This window comes from Stenotrophomonas bentonitica (genome assembly GCF_013185915.1).
GTDB lineage: Bacteria > Pseudomonadota > Gammaproteobacteria > Xanthomonadales > Xanthomonadaceae > Stenotrophomonas > Stenotrophomonas bentonitica.
Map to the genome: position 1 here is coordinate 2,058,060 of NZ_JAAZUH010000001.1, position 17,557 is coordinate 2,075,616.

The 17,557-nt window shown below is 65.8% G+C and carries 14 protein-coding genes; 3 read left to right on the forward strand and 11 right to left on the reverse strand.

Annotated features, from left to right (window positions below; all coding sequences use genetic code 11):
- Nucleotides 1-2 precede the first annotated feature (2 nt).
- On the reverse strand, nucleotides 3-1,274 hold the full coding sequence (locus HGB51_RS09050) for a sugar MFS transporter (protein ID WP_171966793.1): 1,272 nt from the start codon (nucleotides 1,272-1,274) through the stop codon (nucleotides 3-5).
- A 418-nt stretch (nucleotides 1,275-1,692) separates the two neighbouring features.
- On the opposite strand from HGB51_RS09050, the gene HGB51_RS09055 reads away from it, so the two are divergent.
- The 3 genes from HGB51_RS09055 to HGB51_RS09065 all read left to right on the forward strand — a co-directional run bounded on the left by HGB51_RS09055 (nucleotide 1,693) and on the right by HGB51_RS09065 (nucleotide 7,449).
- Nucleotides 1,693-4,701 carry a TonB-dependent receptor gene (locus tag HGB51_RS09055; protein WP_171966794.1) on the forward strand — a complete coding sequence of 1,003 codons (3,009 nt, stop codon included), beginning with the start codon at nucleotides 1,693-1,695 and terminating at the stop codon, nucleotides 4,699-4,701.
- Between the two features lie 64 nt (nucleotides 4,702-4,765).
- The gene (locus tag HGB51_RS09060) at nucleotides 4,766-5,782 is read left to right on the forward strand and encodes a cupin-like domain-containing protein (protein WP_070209596.1); all 1,017 of its coding nucleotides are present in this window, start codon (nucleotides 4,766-4,768) and stop codon (nucleotides 5,780-5,782) included.
- A gap of 80 nt (nucleotides 5,783-5,862) precedes the next feature.
- Complete coding sequence (locus HGB51_RS09065; RefSeq protein ID WP_070209595.1) at nucleotides 5,863-7,449, forward strand: sensor domain-containing diguanylate cyclase; 1,587 nt, start codon at nucleotides 5,863-5,865, stop codon at nucleotides 7,447-7,449.
- Here HGB51_RS09065 and HGB51_RS09070 read toward each other — a convergent pair whose 3' ends face one another.
- From HGB51_RS09070 to HGB51_RS09115, 10 genes are all read right to left on the reverse strand, one after another.
- Entirely contained in the window at nucleotides 7,450-8,322 is an 873-nt protein-coding gene (locus HGB51_RS09070; protein ID WP_141739251.1) for an energy transducer TonB, read from the reverse strand. It lies immediately after the preceding gene.
- Nucleotides 8,323-8,338: 16 nt separating this feature from the next.
- Nucleotides 8,339-9,220, reverse strand: a complete 882-nt coding sequence (locus HGB51_RS09075; RefSeq protein WP_171966795.1) for an energy transducer TonB — start codon at nucleotides 9,218-9,220, stop codon at nucleotides 8,339-8,341.
- A 57-nt stretch (nucleotides 9,221-9,277) separates the two neighbouring features.
- Complete coding sequence (gene aceK / locus HGB51_RS09080; protein ID WP_070209565.1) at nucleotides 9,278-11,014, reverse strand: bifunctional isocitrate dehydrogenase kinase/phosphatase; 1,737 nt, start codon at nucleotides 11,012-11,014, stop codon at nucleotides 9,278-9,280.
- Between the two features lie 83 nt (nucleotides 11,015-11,097).
- Complete coding sequence (locus tag HGB51_RS09085) at nucleotides 11,098-11,460, reverse strand: hypothetical protein (RefSeq protein WP_216666726.1); 363 nt, start codon at nucleotides 11,458-11,460, stop codon at nucleotides 11,098-11,100.
- 37 nt (nucleotides 11,461-11,497) lie between these two features.
- Nucleotides 11,498-11,935, reverse strand: coding sequence for a roadblock/LC7 domain-containing protein (locus HGB51_RS09090; RefSeq protein ID WP_070209567.1), 438 nt, complete (start codon nucleotides 11,933-11,935; stop codon nucleotides 11,498-11,500).
- The gene (locus HGB51_RS09095) at nucleotides 11,928-12,476 is read right to left on the reverse strand and encodes a GTP-binding protein (protein WP_070209570.1); all 549 of its coding nucleotides are present in this window, start codon (nucleotides 12,474-12,476) and stop codon (nucleotides 11,928-11,930) included. The genes HGB51_RS09090 and HGB51_RS09095 overlap by 8 nt, the downstream gene beginning before the upstream one ends.
- 2 nt (nucleotides 12,477-12,478) lie before the next feature.
- Nucleotides 12,479-13,432, reverse strand: coding sequence for a hypothetical protein (locus tag HGB51_RS09100; RefSeq protein WP_070209568.1), 954 nt, complete (start codon nucleotides 13,430-13,432; stop codon nucleotides 12,479-12,481).
- 197 nt (nucleotides 13,433-13,629) lie between these two features.
- Entirely contained in the window at nucleotides 13,630-14,130 is a 501-nt protein-coding gene (locus HGB51_RS09105; protein ID WP_141739247.1) for a hypothetical protein, read from the reverse strand.
- Nucleotides 14,108-14,950, reverse strand: coding sequence for a sel1 repeat family protein (locus tag HGB51_RS09110; RefSeq protein WP_171966796.1), 843 nt, complete (start codon nucleotides 14,948-14,950; stop codon nucleotides 14,108-14,110). The genes HGB51_RS09105 and HGB51_RS09110 overlap by 23 nt, the downstream gene beginning before the upstream one ends.
- 332 nt (nucleotides 14,951-15,282) lie before the next feature.
- Complete coding sequence (locus HGB51_RS09115; RefSeq protein ID WP_070208526.1) at nucleotides 15,283-17,508, reverse strand: NADP-dependent isocitrate dehydrogenase; 2,226 nt, start codon at nucleotides 17,506-17,508, stop codon at nucleotides 15,283-15,285.
- Between the last annotated feature and the right edge of the window lie 49 nt (nucleotides 17,509-17,557).

Sequence of the window (17,557 nt, forward strand, 5' to 3'; positions counted from 1 at the left end):
GCTCAGCCGACCCGGCGCGAACCGCGCCAGGCGTAGAACACGATGAACAGGTAACACAGCAGCGGCAGCAGGAACGACGCCTGCAGGCCGTACTGGTCGGCCAGCCAGCCGACCGCCAGCGGAATCACCGCACCGCCGACGATCGCCATCACCAGCAGGCTGGAACCCTGCCCGGTCAGCGGGCCCAGCCCGCCGATGGCCAGCGCGAAGATGGTCGGGAACATGATCGAGTTGAACAGGCCCACGCTGACCACGCTCCACTTGGCCAGGTTGCCGGTGCCGAGCATGGTTACCGCCAGCAGGCCCATGACGATCAACGCAAAGATCCCCAGCAGGCGGCGCGGATCGAACTTCGCCAGCAGGAACGTACCCACCAGGCGGCCGACCAGTGCACCACCCCAGTACAGCGACACGTAGTGCGTGGCCTGCTGTTCGGTCAGCCCCTCGCCGATGCCGGGCATGGACAGGAAGTTGACCAGCACGCTGCCGATGGACACTTCCGCGCCCACGTAGAAGAAGATCGCCAGGACACCGAACGCCAGGTGCTTGTGGCGCAGCGCGTCACCGAGTGTTCCCGGGTGCCTGGTGTCTTCCACGCCGGCGATGCTCGGCAGGCGGAACATCCAGATCGCTGCGGCCAGTACGAACAGCGCAACAGCGAGCCCGAAGTACGGCAACTGCACCGATTGCGCTTCGGCCGCGCGGTAGGCCAGCGCTTCGGCCTGCGGCAGCAGTGCCAGCTGTTCGGCGCTTCGCGGTTCGGCGGCGAGGATGAGCAGGCCACCGAACAACGGCGCGATGGTGGTGCCGAGTGCGTTCATCGACTGCGCCAGGGTCAGCCGGCTGGAGCTGGTCTGCTCCGGGCCCAGCAGCGCCACGTACGGGTTGGCCGCTACCTGCAGCACGGTGATGCCGGTGGCCAGCACGAACAGCGCGCCCAGGAACAGGCCATACACGTGCAGCGCAGCGGCCGGCCAGAACAGCAGCGCGCCGACACCCGCAATGGCCAGGCCGGCCACGATGCCGCGCTTGTAGCCCGCGGCCGCCACCAGGCGACCTGCCGGCAACGACATCAGGAAGTACGCGCCGAAGAAGGTGAACTGGATCAGCATCGCCTGCACCCAGGTCAGCGAGAACGCGGCCTTGAGGTGCGGAATCAGGATGTCGTTGAGGCAGGTGATGAAGCCCCACATGAAGAAGATGGCCGTGACCACGGCCAGGGCCGTGCGCGTGCTCTGTACGTGGTGCCCGCGAACCGCGGTGGAAGTGTCCATTGCGTGTCCTTCTGAAGGGAATGCCAGCCATGCGGCGGCCAGACATGGAACCCGCTCGTGACGAGATTGTCCAGCGCTGTCAGACAATCGGCCAGATCACGCGACAGCGCTGTCAGCGAGCACGCGATCACGGTTTGCGCAGTTCCATTCTGCACTGCACAACGGACGGGCGGTGCTGGATCGGGTGCGCCACGTCACGCTTGAATTCGCGCGAAAGGCTTGCGCAGCAGCGTTTTCAGCCGATGCACGCGGCGACTTTGCGCGCGCGGGTGCGTCGGCGGCAGCCAATGCAACAGGAGGTTGCATGGCAGTTTGTTGACAACGCTGTCAGGCGTGGGCCCAATCCGCCCAGAACGTTGTTGATTCGTGCCAGACACCGTAGGACTGCCATTACCGATTTCCCTGGGGAGGGAGCGCAATGAAGACGTACAAGGCTGTACCCCGCAAGGCAATGCTCACTTCCGCGCTGCTCGCCGTGCTGGCCGGGCCGGCGTGGACCCAGGACACCAGCCGCGACGGCGCTGCGTCGTCTTCGCAGGGGCTCGACCCCGCCACGCTCGATACGGTGCAGGTCACCGGTATCCGCGGCAGCCTCACCTCGTCCATGAACCTCAAGCGCGACAGCCAGGGCGTGGTCGACGGCATCGTGGCCGAAGACATCGGCAAGTTCCCGGACACCAACCTGGCCGAATCGCTGCAGCGCATCAGCGGCGTGTCGATCGACCGCACCTCGAGCGGCGAAGGCTCCAAGGTTACCGTGCGCGGCATCGGCCCGGACTTCAACCTGGTGCTGCTCAACGGCCGTCAGATGCCGGCCTCCAACCTCGGCAACGGCGGTGGCGGCCTGTCCGGCTCGCGCTCGTTCGACTTCGCCAACATCGCCTCCGAGTCGATCTCGGCGGTGGAAGTGTTCAAGACCACCCGTGCGGACAACCCGACCGGCGGCATCGGCGCCACCATCAACGTCGAGACCCTGCGTCCGCTCGAGGCGACGCCGGTGGTCAGCGTCGGCGTGAAAGCGGTCAATGACACCTCCAACGACAACCTGCCGCGCACCCTGAAGGGCTCGGACTTCACCGGCGAGCTGTCGGGCATCTTCAGCGACACCTATGCAGACGGCCGTTTCGGCGTGATGCTGAGCGGCAGCTACCAGGAGCGCGACTCCGGCTTCAACCAGGCCACCGTGGCCGAAGGCTGGGCCACGTTCGAAGGCGACAACACCACTGACTGGCGCGTGCTGCCGCAGCCGGGCCAGGGCTATGCCGACCGCATCCAGAACCGTCCGGGCCCGAACGATGTGTATGGTCGCCCGCAGAACACCGCGTACAACGTAAACGGCGTGCAGCGCCAGCGTACCAACGGCCAGGCCACCCTGCAGTGGAAGCCGGTCGACAACGTGACCACCACGCTGGACTACACCTATGTGGAAAACAAGGTGCAGCAGCAGCGCAGCGAACTGTCGGTGTGGTTCAACTACGGCCCGGGCGACAGCATCTGGACCAACGGCCCGGTCGCCGCGCCGATCATCTACAGCGAAGACATGGTCAATTCGGACGTGTCGATGGGTGGCGCGCAGCTGGCCACCAAGAACACGCTGGACTCGCTGGGCTTCAACGTGGAATGGGAAGTCAACGATGCGTTGACCCTGAACTTCGACGCCCACAACTCCACCGGCGAGTCGCAGCCGGACAGCCCGTACGGTTCGGCCGGCGTGCTCGGCGTGGCCGCGTTCGTGCGCGGCAAGACCACCGTGGACTACAGCGGCGACCTGCCGATCATCAACATCGCGTTGCCGCCGGGTGGCGTGCAGGCCGCCGATGCGCTGGTCACCGGTTCGGTGTTCCAGAACAGCTACAACAAGTCCGAAGTGGAGCAGTACCAGGGCCGCGGTACCTTCAAGTTCGCCGACTACTCCGCGCTGGACTTCGGCGTGGGCTACACCGACGTGAAGAACCGCTCGGCCTCGGCGATCATGCAGCGCAATACCTGGGGCGGCCTGGGCACGCCCGCCGACTACGATGACAGCATCTGGTACGCCGACGACATGGCGAAGTACTTCGATGCGTTCTCCGGGCACAGCGACCCGCGCCTGACCGGCCAGTTCCTGGTATTCGACTTCGACCGCCTGATCAACCGCGCCGCCCAGGTCGGTACCGCCTCCGACCCGGCCTGTCCGACCTGCTACGTGGCGCCCACCGAGTACTCGCAGGACATCCGCACCAACGAGAAGTCCAAGAGCGCCTTCCTGCAGTACCGCACCACCTTCGACTGGTCGATGCCGCTGAACGTGGCGGTCGGCGTGCGTTATGAGCAGACCGACGTGGACTCCACCGCGATGGTGCGCGTGCCCAACGGGATCAGCTGGAGTTCGGCCAACGAGCTCAACATCGACTATGCCAGCGAGAGCGGCTTCATCAGCGACAGCGGCAAGTACGACTACGTGCTGCCCAACATGGACCTGAAGCTGGACATCAGCGATACGATTGCGCTGCGCGGCAGCTACAGCCGCAGCCTGGGTCGCGCGGGGTGGGACCAGATCCAGAGCGGGCAGTCGCTGGCCGACATCGTGCGTACCCAGGGCGGTAGCGGGTCGCGCGGCAACCCGGCGCTGGAACCGCTGCTGTCGGACAACTTCGACCTGTCGCTGGAGTGGTACTACGGCGAGTCCAGCTACGCCTCGGTCGGCTTCTTCCGCAAGAACATCAAGAACTTCATCAGCAACACCATCGTCCGCGAGAACACCGGCGACCTGCACACACCGGTGGGTGGCGCGTACTGGAATGCGGCGCTGGCGGCGGGCTGCGGCGTGTCCGACATGCCCTGCATCCGCGATTACATCTTCACCAACTTCAACGGCCAGCCCGGCGTGACCGCCACCGGCACCAACTCGGCCGGCCAGCTCACCGGCACCATCGTCGGCCAGCCGGGCGACCCGATCGCCGGGTTCGACATCACCCTGCCGGCCAACCAGCGTTCGGACCATCTTGATGGCTGGGAAATCGCGGTGCAGCACCTGTTCGGGCAATCCGGCTTCGGCCTGGCCGCCAACTACACCAAGGTGAAGTCGGGGCTGACCTTCGACAACCTGAGCCTGGGCGACCAGTACCCGATGGTCGGGCTGAGCGACTCGGCCAACCTGGTGGCGTTCTACGACAAGAACAGCTGGCAGATCCGTGCGGCCTACAACTGGCGCGACAAGTTCCTCAACGGCATCGGCGGCCAGGGTCCGAACCCGAACTACACCGATGACTACGGCCAGCTCGACCTCAACATCAGCTATGCGGTCAACGACCAGCTGTCGCTGAGCGTGGAGGCGATCAACCTCACCGACGAGACCATGCGCACCTACGCGCGCCACACCAACATGCTGCGCTACGCCACCCAGACCGGCCCGCGCTACATGTTCGGCGTCCGCTACAAGTTCTAAGGACCCAAGGCGGTCTGGCGGGTCTACACTCGCCAGACCGTCCCTGCCCCGCAAGCGACCCGCCATGCCTGCAACGCCCGGCCCGATCGACGAAGTCCGCGACCTCGACCGCAGCCAGCTGCCGGCGCTGCTCCCCACCTGGACCACGCCCAAAGTCATTCGCGGGCTGGTCGGCGACTGGCCGATGGTGGCCGCCGCCCAGGCCTCGGCCGATGCCGCCGTGGCCCATCTCAAGCAGTACGACCACGGCACCCTGCCGGTGACCGCGACCACCGCCCCGCCCGAAGCGCAGGGCCGTATCTTCTACAACGCGGACATGAGCGGTTTCAATTTCCGCCGTGAGCAGATTCCGCTCAAGGTGGTGCTCGACACCCTGCTCAAGTACCGCAACGCTCCCGCTGCACCCACCATCTATGTAGCGTCCACGACGCTGGACAGCTTCCTGCCCGGCTTCCGCCAGGACAACCCGATGGCGCTCGGCGTGGACGACCCGCTGGCGAGCATCTGGATCGGCAACCGTTCGCGCATTGCCGCCCACCACGACGTACCGGACAACCTGGCCTGCGTGGCCGCCGGCCGTCGCCGGGTCACCCTGTTCCCGCCCGACCAGGTCGGCAATCTGTACGTGGGCCCGCTGGACTTCACGCCGGCGGGCCAGGCGGTGAGCCTGGTCGACTTCGCCGCGCCGGACCTGGACCGCTTCCCGCGCTTCGAGCGGGCGTGGGCCAGCGCGCAGGTCGCCGAGCTGGGGCCGGGCGATGCGGTGTTCATTCCCTCGCTGTGGTGGCACCACATGGAAGGGCTGGACGACTTCAACGTGCTGGTGAACTACTGGTGGCGCCCGGTGCCGGCATGGACCGATGCACCGATGAACGCCCTGATGCTCTCGCTGCTGGCCCTGCGCTCGTTGCCACCGGCACAGCGCCGACGGTGGCGGGCGATGTTCGACCACTATGTATTCACGGCAGGCGGCGACGCAACCGCGCATATCCCGGAACACGCACGCGGGGTACTGGGGCCGCTGGACGAAGCGATGGCGGCCAACGTACGCAGTGTCCTGCGCAAACGGCTGGACCGGTAGCCCCGGCGGTTACCCATCGACCGGCGAATCCGTGATAATCCGCGCCGTGATCGATCGTCACCCTGCCGGTAGCCCCGTCCATGCCTTTGCTGTCGTCCCGCCTCAACCTGGGCAAGCTGATCCTGGCGCTTGCCCTGCTCAGCTCGCTGGTGGCCCTGGCCAACACCCTGCACGCCAGCTACCGCGTACAACGTGAGCAGCTGATCGGCACCACGCTGGAGTCCAACCGGGTCTACGCCAGCAAGCTGGCCGAGAGCACCCAGAACTTCGTGCTGTCGGCACAGCAGCAGCTGGCCTACGCTGCCATCGAGCTGGGCAAGCAGAACCATGACCGCGCCGGGCTGGAAGCCCACGCCGCGCGCCTGCAGCTGCAGACCAACAGCTTCAATTCGGTGCTTATCGTGGACCCGGCCGGCACGGTGCTGGCCACCTCGCCCCTGAGCCTGGCGCTCACCGGCATAACGCTCAACAGCCAGGGCAACAGCGAAGCGCTGAAACGCCGCGAGCCCTACATCAGCGATCCGTACCAGTCGGCCACCGGGCGCCTGCTGGTGGCGATCTCGCACCCCATCTTCGATGCACAGGGTCAGTACCGCGGCTACGTCAGCGGCACCATCTACCTGCGCGAACGCAGCATCCTGCAGAGCCTGCTCGGCAAGCACTACTACCGCGACGGCTCGTACCTGTACGTGGTCGACCGCAACGGCCGCATCCTGTACCACATCGAGCCGACCCGGGTGGGGCAGTTCGCGCTGGAGAATCCGGCGGTCAAGGCCGTAAGCCAGGGCCACTCGGGCGCGCAGGAAGTGCGCAACAGCCATGGCGTGCTGATGCTGGCCGGCTACGCGCCGGTGCCCAGCGTGGGCTGGGGCGTGGTGGCGCAGCGTCCCACCGCCGCCACCCTGGCGCCGTTGTCGCGGCTGATGAAGGCGGTGATCTGGAATGCCATTCCGCTGGGCGTGCTGTCGCTGCTGGTCACCTGGTGGTTCGCGCGGCGCATTTCGCTGCCGCTGTGGCAGATGGCGCGCAACGTGCAGAACCGCGACACCGGCATCGCCATCCGCCATGTCAGCGGCATCCGTGCGTGGTACTACGAGGCCGCGCACCTCAAGCAGGCGCTGCTGTACAGCTTCAACCTGCTGCAGGACCGCATCGGCAAACTCAGCCGCGCCAGCATGACCGACCCGCTCACCGGCCTGCAGAACCGCCGTGGCCTGCAGGAAGGGCTGGAAGACTGGCAGGCGCGCGGTCAGCCGTTCGGCATCGTCGCGCTGGACATCGACCGCTTCAAGACCATCAACGACCGCTTCGGCCACGCGGTGGGCGACGCGGTGATCCTGCGCATCGCGCAGATCATGCGCGACGATTCGCGCGACACCGACCTGCTGTGCCGCAACGGCGGCGAGGAATTCCTGATCCTGCTGCCGGGCATCGACGTCGCCGCCAGCGCCGCCATCGCCGAACGCCTGCGCCTGCAGGTGGAAGCGGAGGTGTTCGACGAGGTCGGCACGGTGACGGTGTCGCTGGGCGTGGCCCACTACCCGAGCTACCACGAAGACCCGCACCAGGCGCTGCGCCTGGCCGACAAGGCGCTGTACATGGCCAAGGAACAGGGCCGCAACCGCACCGTGGTGTACCCGGCGCCGGACGGACCGGCGCAGGGGTGATCAACCGCCCAGCGGGGTGAGCAGGCGTGGGCCGTTGTCTGCGCCAGCCATGTAGACACCGCCAGCCGGGAGAAGGCCGGCCAGGTCTTCCTCGCGCTGTTCGCCGGTGAGCCAGGACGCTTTCGCGCGCGGGCCGGGAATGTAGACGTTCCACTTGCCGTAAGCGCGATTGACTTCACCGAAGTCAAAGCTGACCGGCACCCGCACCGTCCAGAACGGCTTGCCCACCTCGTCACCGGTGGTGGGCGCACGGAAGGTCCAACGGCGCAGTGCGGTGTTCACGCTCTGCCGCGCAAAGGCCTCGCGCAGCTTCTGCATGCGGCGTTCATCGCCCAGCACGCGAAGGTTGACCTGCTCGGCGACCACGTCCATCACCTTGCCATCGCGACCCACCTGGACCAGCAGCATCACGTCGCCACTGCCACCGAGATCCACGGCGAGCGACGGGAACCCCGGCGGGGGCATGGCCACGCTGGTCACCTGGTCGGTGCTGGTCTGGTCGTACTCGCCAAAGTTGGCCGCATCCAGCGTGACCCGGTCATTTCCACTTTCGCCGGGCTGGGCCAACAGACGGATCGACACCCGGGTGCGCGCATGCACGGGCTTGCCGTCGCGCACGATCGGCTCGAAACGCCAGGTCTTGACAGAGCGTTCGACGAAGCCGGTCATTTCGGCCGGCACCTTCTCGCGCTGGTCCAGGGCGAACGCCTCCACCTCGCCCTCCAGACCGATGTTGATCTGGCCGGTCAGCACCATGCTGCCTTCGGCGGTCCTGCGCACTTCCGCGCGCGTCTGGGCCGTGGCAGGCGGTACTGCGGCGAGAACGCCGCCGGCGATGGCCAGCGCCAGCATCAGACGAATTGAACTACACATTGCACATCTCCTTGTGTCAGCTACCCAGCGGGGTCAGCAGGCGCGGACCGTCGTCCTGGTCGGCCATGTAGAGGCCGCCGTCGGCCAGCAGGTCGGGGGCGGCACTCGCGTCTACGCGGGCGCCGCTGAAGGATGCGCGCTCGCGCGGGCCGGGAATGTAGGCTTCCCAGACGCCATAACGTTCCATGCGCGGTTCGCCCATGGAGTAGCTCACCGGTACGCGCACGTTCCACGACTCGGCGTCCTTGGCCGGGCCGCTGGTCGGCGGGCGGAACGTCCATGTCCGCGCAGCGGATTCGGAGGCACGCGCCAGTGCGTCGCGCATGGCGCGCATCTGGCGCTCCTTGCCGACCACGCGCAGGTTGACCTGCTCGGTGAACACATCGGCCACGCTGCCATCGCGTGCCACCTTGAGCAGCATCAACACGTCGCCACGCCCGCGCATGGCATACACGTCCTTCGGGTAAACCGGTGCGGGCCGTGCGATGAAGGTGACGCGGCTGGTGTCATCCGGATCGTACTTCGCGAAACTGGCGCCGGTCACACGCACCTGCGCACCGTCGCCGCTCGGGTCAGGCTGCTGCACCAGTCGCAGGATCACCGGGGTCTGGGTCGCCACTGCGGCACCGTCCACGCGCATCGGCTCGAAACGCCACGCCTGCACCTGGCGGGTGACGAATGCGGCCAGGTCGGCCGGCACCTTGTCGGCGTGCGACAGCGCAAAGCCGGTCACCTGCCCTTCGCTGCCGATGTCGATGGTGCCGCCCAGCGTCATGCTGGCTTCGGCGGTCTGCCGCACTTCGCGTGCGTTCTGCGCGATGGATTCACTGCTTGCAACCAGTCCGGCGCCGCCAACGGCGAGGGCCAAGGCCAGGGCCAGAAGGGGGGAATAACGCATCTCACCTGCTCCTTGTGATGGACCCCGAGGGTACCCCACCCGTGGGTCAGGAGGAAATCACGCCAGCCGGTGGGTGTCTGCATACGGCAGTGTGTCGGGAAGATCCCCCGCCGCGAAACGGGCCTGCAGCCCCTGCCACCACAGCGGATCGAACAGATGCGCGTGGTGTTCGCGCACCGCTGCCAGTTCCGCAGCGGGCAGCCCCATGAACGGCGCGAACCGCTCAGGGAAGACATCGCGCGGCCCCACATGGAACCAGGGCTCTTCAGCCATTGCTTCGTCGGCATTGCGCGGCTGCGGCCACGCGCGGAACACGCAGTCGCTGACCAGGCACAGTTCGTCGTAGTCGTAGAACACCGCACGACCATGCCGCGACACACCGAAGTTCTTCGGCAACATGTCACCGGGGAAGATGTTGTTGCGCGCCATGTCGGTGATGGCCTGTGCGTAATCCAGCGCGGCCGCGCGGCGCGCTTCGGCGGTCTGCTCGCGCAGGTACAGGTTGAGCGGGCGGAAGCGGCGCTGCACGTAGCACAGCGCGATCACCAGGCTGTCGCCTTCCTCGCGCACGCTGGCGGCGCACTGGGTCAGCAGCTCTTCGCGCAGTGCCGCAGAGAAGCGCGCTTTCGGGAAGCGCAGGTGCCGGTAGGGCTGCGCGTCCAGCAGCCGGCCCACGCGGTCCAGGTTGAACACCAGCGCGTACTTCTCTTCAACCTGGTGCCGGGTCATGGTTTTGGGCCAGGCGAATTGATCGCGGATCAGCTTGAACACCAGCGGGTAGCTGGGCAGGGTAAACACCGCCATGACCATGCCCGGCGTGCCTTCGGCATGCACCAGCTGTTCGTCGGGATGATCCAGGAAGTGACGGAAGAAGGTGCGGTAGCGCTCGGTCTTGCCCTGCTTGGCGCGGCCCAGCACGGTGTAGATCTCATCGATGGGCTTGGCCGGCAGCAGGCTGCGCAGGAACACCACCGCATCGCCAACCGTGGCCAGGTCAGCCTGGAAGTAACTGCGCGACACGCCGAACAGGTGCGCCACGTCGCGGCGACGGGTCAGCACCGCCTCGGCACGCAGGCCGGCGCCGTCGTTGACCAGGGCAATCACGCAGGGCGAAAAGCGGTGTTCACCAAACACCCGCCCCACCAGGTAGGCGCGGCGCTCGCGGTAGAACACGGTGTCCAGCAGTTCGATGCTGCGCACCGGATGCGTGCCCCAGTGCTGCAGGTCGTCCTGCAGGCGCACTGCGATCGCGGCCGCGCAGCGCAGCTGGTGCGCGTAGGGCACCTCGAACCGGTAATCGCCCAACACCCGCATGAACGCCTCGACCGGGCGTGTGGTGGACACCGCATAGGTGTGCCGTGCGACCGGATGGGTGATGGCATCGGACGGCTCCACGTCCAGGGCCATGAACTCGACCTCGGCATCCACGCCTTCGGTGGCGAACAGGCGCCGCGCCAGGGTGTTGTAGAAGGTCTTGTACAGCTCGGCGTCGATCAGTGGTCCGACCAGGCCGGCGTACACGTCGTGAACCTGCAGCCACAGGCTGCGCCTTCCCACCCACTCGCCTGCCGTGCGGCGCAGTGCGTCCACCGTCTCGGCGATGCAGCGGTCGTACAGCCCTATGCGCTCCACCGCGTCCGCCTGCGCCCCGCCCCAGTCACGCGTCTCGAACCGCACCCGCGCACGCCGGGTGACGCTGGCGAACCGCGCGTGATAGTCCTCGAAGCCCCCGCGCACCCGCAGGGCAAGGGACGCGGCCAGCGCAACTTCGTCGTGGGAATCGGCAACGGGCATGCAGGGCAACCGGAAGGACCGTCCCCATTGTGCGCCCGCGCGGCCTGCGCCGACCACCCCACGGTGGTCGGCGCGTGCAACAGTCACATCACCAGCGCGCCTTCCACGTCCTGCACCTTGCGGCGTGCAAGCGCCAGGTTGGACTTGTTGCGGTCGAGCACCAGGTACAGGAACAGACCCTTCTTCTTCGCTACCGGGCGCAGGATGTGGTACGCGGTGCCCAGCGAGATCAGGATGTCTTCGATGGTGTCGTTGAGGTTCAACGACGCGGCCGTCTTCATCTTCGCGCGGATCACTTCGGTGTTGCCCGCCGCGGCCACTTCCATGTCCATGCCCGAGCCGGCTTCGCCCAGCAGCATGCCGCTCTCGTAGTCCACAAGCGCCACTGCTTTCGCGCCATCGATCTGCATCAGCGAGTTCAAGGTTTCGCTCACTGCGTTGTTCATGTTGCCCATGCTGCACCCCGTTCTGGTTGTCGAGCCCCTAGGTTCCCTGCGGATCGGCTCGTGATCCGCTGAGTTCGGCCATGATGTTGCGGCCACATTCCTTCGCACTCCAAAGCACCTTGCCGATCACGCAGGTCGCGTCGCAGGCGGTCATCAGCAGCAGCGGTGCCGGCGTGCACGGCAGGGCCAGCATCAGCACCTTGCCTTCGCCGGCCTCCAGCATCAGCACTTCCAGCTTGCCCAGCGCCAGCTCGCGCCCGACGGCGGCCGCCAGCGCCAGCATCGCGCTGGTCATGGCGGCCAGGCGTTCGCCGTTGCCGTGGGTGCCCGCCGCCGGTACCAGTGCAAAGCCATCCACGCTGGACAGCACCGCGCTGCGTACGCCGTTGATGTCATCGGCGAAGGCCTGCAGGTGCCGGATCACGCGCTCACGCGTGGTCGGGTCCAACCGGCGTACATCGTGTCCGTCAGCCATGGCCCGGTACCAGTTCGTGGGCTTCCATCTCGCTCATCAGCACATCCATCAGCGACAGACCCTGTTCGCGGTTGCGCGCGTCCACCGGCATGACCGGCAGCATCCGGTCGCCCCAGCCCGCCACGGCGGTGCATGTTTCGAGGTCGAACGAAGGCGCCAGGTCCAGTCGCGAGACGCCGATCACCGCCGGCACGTCGGCGGCATGCTGGCGCAGCACCGCGACGTAGTCCTTGAGCTCTTCCACCGCTGCCCAGCGGGTGGCGTCGAGCAGCAGCACCACACCGCTGGCGCCCTGCAGCAGGATCGGCCAGATGAAGTCGAAGCGCTGCTGCCCGGGCGTGCCATACAGGCGCAGGCGGTCGCCGTTGGGCAGGTCGATGTCGGCGTAGTCCATCGCCACGGTGGTGGACGCCTTGTCGGCACCCTCGCGGTCGCTGTTGGGCACATCGGTGTCCACCACCGCGCCGGCCGCGATCGCGCGGACCAGGGTCGACTTGCCACTGCCCATGCCGCCCAGCACCACGACCTTGTGTTCGCGCACGCTCAGCTCCCGCCCCGCTGGCGCACGCTGCGCCACATGCGCGACAGCAGCGTGCTGCCGCCGTTGGGCGCGCGCACCGGCGACGCGTTGGACTGGAAGTCTTCCAGCGCAGCGTAGCCACACAGGTATGCCGGATGCACGACGCTGCGCACGGCCTCGTCCGGCACATCCAGCAGGGTCGCGCACTCTTCCACGCTGCACGCGCGCTTGAGCAGCAGCGAACACAACCGGAAGCTGTCGTGCTGGTTGCCAAGTACACGGAAGTCGGGCCACCTAAACAGTTTGACCCGTGCACCGCGTTTCAGGCGCGCGTCCAGGTCCTGCCAGTGCGCGGGACGCTGGCCCCATTGCCACAGCAGCGGGCGCAGTGGCTGGCGCGGCAGGGCCGCAGCCAGCTCCTGGTAGCGGCGCTCGGAAAGACCGTGCAGGGACAGCATCTCGAACACGTCCGACAGGTCCTGCGCCAGGCTGGCGCCCGGCACCCCGACCGGCACCACCATCTGGTCCTGCACGAAATCCAGCAGCAGCTGCGGTTCGTCGTCCAGGACCAGCGCGGCATGCCCCTGGCGCGACTGCAGGCGTTCGCGCAGCGCGCGCGTGATCGCCTTCGCGCCCTGTGCGCTGCGCGGTTCGTCGATGCTGTTGGTGGCGGCCGGCATCCGTCGCAGCGCGCACTCGATGGCGCTGTCGTCGAGCACGCCGCGATTGGCACCCTGCCCCGGCCGCAGCTGGCCGTCCTGGTCTTCCACCCAGAACTGGATGCGCGGACGTTCGCGCACCATGCGCAGCGCGGCGTTTCGCAGCGCCGGCGTGTCCTTGATCACCAGCAGGTCGCACTCATCAAGATCGCGACAACTGCGCACGGTGTCGGCCGGCAATGACGCGGCCACACGCAGGCGTTGCAGCAATGCACGTTCACCCTGGATGTCCGATCCGACCACGAGAACCCTGGCCATCGCCTTCCCCCTGGTTGCGCTTCCCTGCCACCCCCACATGCGTGGCGGAGCACAGCGTGCCAGAACTCAATCGGCCGACGTCACGTATTTGCGGGCAAAAATGAGCGTTCATGTCGGTAAACGGATTGCCCAACAAGAAACCCACGCCGAGACGCGGGTTTCCTTTCGAACACTTGACGCGCAGCCAGTGCGCAACCCTAGTTCTCGTGGTTGGGAGGCCTGACCTGATCGGGCTCACCGACCGTCACGGTGCCAGATCCACCGCCGCCACTACCGCCACCGCCACCGCCCGACCCACTACCACCACCTGAGCCACCACCCGGATTGCCATTCCCGCTACCAATACCGCCCGGCGGCGGATCAATAGGCATCCTCTTGTCAGTTACGTAATCACCATTGAGATTCTGCACGTAGGTCGCACAATGCGTCGCGTTGCAGATCATGTAGCTTGTACCCGTTGCATACATCCACATCGGAATCCAATCGTCGATGATTGCAAGATTCTTCTCCAGGAACTCCTGCGTTGCGGAATCTATGATTGGCGAACGCACTTCGCAATTGTTGTCGCAGACGATCGGCCCCCTATTGAACGCGTACAACAACGAGCAGGCCAACGCAGCGACGGCCAGCACTGCGATGGCCGCCACAAACTTCATGGCACTTGATCCATTGGTGTTAGTGAGTCGTGCAACATTCATCATAAATTTCCTCTGCCTTGACCTTTGATTCCCTGATCTGCTCAACACTCAATCTATCCCGAAGCCACTGCTGCCGATTGCTTGAGACGGTGCCCGGAGCAGCGCGCTCTGCCGCCAGGTAGTAGGCATAGCTGGTGGTGTTGTCCTGCTCCGTCATCACCCCGACCTGATGAGCGTTGCCGAGCCGCAGCAGTGCATCCATGCTTCCGCGATCGGCAGCTGATTCCAGGTATTCCATCGCTTGACGCTTGTACTCGATCACTACGTCGGGATTCTTGAAGATCTCCTGGAGACCACCAAGCGCCTGCTCTGGATCGGCCACGAACACGAGCTGTGCGCCTAGATGACCTTGCTCGGCACCCCGTCTAAGCCAGTCCGACTTTGCCGCCAGGGACTCCACAGGAATATCCCGACATTCCTCTTCGCTTTTCGCATCCAGAGAAGAGCGCGCTCTTCTACTCAGGCCGATCAAGGGCATGCATTGTGAGATCTTCAGATAGATTTCGTAGGACGCCTTGCCATCTCCTGCGCGCGCCAGCGGCTCCAATCCACGGATTGCAGAAGCAGCGTTGCCCTCTGGTGCTGAGCCGAAATCCTTCACATTGAAAGCGCGACCACCTAGAGGTGTTTTCACAATCCCGTATCGAGCCTCCGGGTCGACGGGCATGTTGTTCACCATGATGTCGGGGCTCTTACTGGCATCCGTCGATGCGCCGAACGGTGGCTGCCTCCGGTCCTTTGATGACTCAGCGGGCCTGTCGCTGGTTCCACACGCACCCAACAGCATTGCCAATGCAACTCCATGAGGCACTTTGACCATCTGCTGGACCTCCATTCAATGTGTGTGTGATCTAAGTCGAGTCAGTCGGGGTCGCCATTGAGACCATTGATTCAACGCGTCAATCAATGAGTGCCTCCGCCGACTGTTTGCAGACTGTTGCGCGTCACCAACACCTCTCTGAATTTCACGTCGGTTACGTCGTAGGACAACCTTATGCGTTGCGTCACACCGAGAAAATCAGAGTATTTCAGTCCCTATCATCAGACTGTTCCAGCGTTGAACATCAGATGTTCCCCCACCGGGCGCATCAAAAAAAAACCCGCGCCGAAGCGCGGGTTCTCTATCGAACACCAGCAAGGTGGTATCGAGGGCTACAGCGCCGCCAGGGCCGCGTTGAAGGTGGTGCTCGGACGCATCGCGGTGCTGGCCTTGGCCACGTCCGGGCGGTAGTAACCGCCGATGTCCACCGGCTTGCCCTGCGCGGCAATCAGCTCGGCGACGATGGACTGCTCGTTGTCGGTCAGTGCCTTGGCCAGCGGCGCAAAGCGGGCCTTCAGTGCGGCATCGTCATCCTGCGCTGCCAGGGCCTGGGCCCAGTACAGCGCGATGTAGAAGTGGCTGCCACGGTTGTCGATGCCACCCAGCTTGCGCGACGGCGACTTGTCGTTGTCCAGGAACTGGCCGTTGGCCTGGTCCAGGGTCTTTGCAAGCACGCTGGCACCGGCGTTGTTGTAGCGGTTGCCCAGGTGTTCCAGCGACGCGGCCAGGGCCAGGAACTCGCCCAGCGAATCCCAACGCAGGTAGTCTTCCTCGACGAACTGCTGCACGTGCTTGGGCGCCGAACCACCCGCACCGGTTTCGAACAGGCCGCCACCGGCCATCAGCGGCACGATCGACAGCATCTTGGCGCTGGTGCCAAGTTCCATGATCGGGAACAGGTCGGTGAGGTAATCACGCAGCACGTTGCCGGTCACCGAGATGGTGTCCTCACCCTTGCGGATGCGGTCCAGCGAGAACGTGGTGGCCTCCACCGGTGCCAGGATGCGGATGTCCAGGCCGCTGGTGTCGTGGTCCTTGAGATAGGTTTCGACCTTGGCGATGACCTGCGCGTCGTGCGCACGTGCAGCGTCCAGCCAGAACACGGCCGGGGTGCTGCTCAGGCGCGCACGGTTGACCGCCAGCTTCACCCAGTCCTGGATCGGCGCGTCCTTGGTCTGGCACATGCGCCAGATGTCGCCGGTCTGCACGGCGTGTTCGAACACCACGGTGCCGGCGTCGTCGGTGACGCGCACGGTGCCGTCGGCCGGGATCTGGAAGGTCTTGTCATGCGAGCCGTACTCTTCGGCCTTCTGCGCCATCAGGCCGACGTTCGGCACCGAGCCCATGGTGGCCGGGTCGAACGCGCCGTGCGCGATGCAGTCGTCGATGACGGCCTGGTACACGCCGGCGTAGCAGCGGTCGGGGATGACGGCCTTGGTGTCCTGCAGCTTGCCTTCGGCATTCCACATCCCGCCGGAGTCGCGGATCATCGCCGGCATCGAGGCGTCGACGATCACGTCGCTGGGCACGTGGAGGTTGGTGATGCCCTTGTCGGAGTTGACCATGGCGAGGCCCGGGCGCTTGCCGTATTCGGCAGTCAGGTCGGCCTTGATCGTTTCCTGGGTGGCTTCAGGCAGCTGCGGCAGGCGTGCAAACAGGTCGCCGATACCGTTGTTGGGATCGAAGCCGGCCTGCTTGAGCACGTCGGCGTGCTTGGCCAGCACGTCCTTGTAGAACTCTTCGACGACCACGCCGAACATGATCGGGTCGGAGACCTTCATCATGGTGGCCTTCAGGTGCAGCGAGAACAGCACGCCCTTGGCCTTGGCGTCGGCGACCTGGGCCTGCACGAAGGCAGCCAGCGCGTTGCGGCTCATCACGGCGGCGTCGACGATCTCGCCGGCCTTGACTGCGGTCCTTTCCTTCAGCACCACGACGGTGCCGTCGGCCTGCTGCAGCTCGATCTTCAGGTTGCCGGCGTTGGCCAGGGTGGCCGACTTTTCGCTGCCATAGAAATCGCCGCCGTCCATGTGGGCCACGTGCGACTTCGATTCGGGCGACCACTTGCCCATGCGGTGCGGGTGCTTGCGGGCGTAGTTCTTGACCGACAGCGGTGCGCGGCGGTCGGAATTGCCTTCGCGCAGCACCGGGTTCACCGCGCTGCCCTTGACCTTGTCGTAACGGGCCTTGATGTCGCGCGAGACGTCATCGGTGGGGACGTCCGGGTAGTTCGGCAGGGCAAAACCCTGGTCCTGCAGTTCCTTGATCGCGGCCTTCAGCTGCGGCACCGAGGCGCTGATGTTGGGCAGCTTGATGATGTTGGCGTCCGGGGTGGTCGCCAGCTGGCCCAGTTCGGCCAGGTGGTCGGCTTCCTTCTGGTCGTCCTTCAGGAAGTCCGGGAACAGCGCCAGGATGCGGCCGGACAGGGAGATGTCACGGGTTTCCACGGCAATGCCGGCGGTGGCGGTGTAGGCCTCGACGATCGGCAGCAGCGACTGGGTCGCCAGGAACGGGGCTTCATCGGTAAGCGTGTACAGAATCTTGGGCGTGTTCGACATGGGGGTCTGATGCTCTCCGGGTAACCCCCTCATTGTCGCGGTTTCGGAC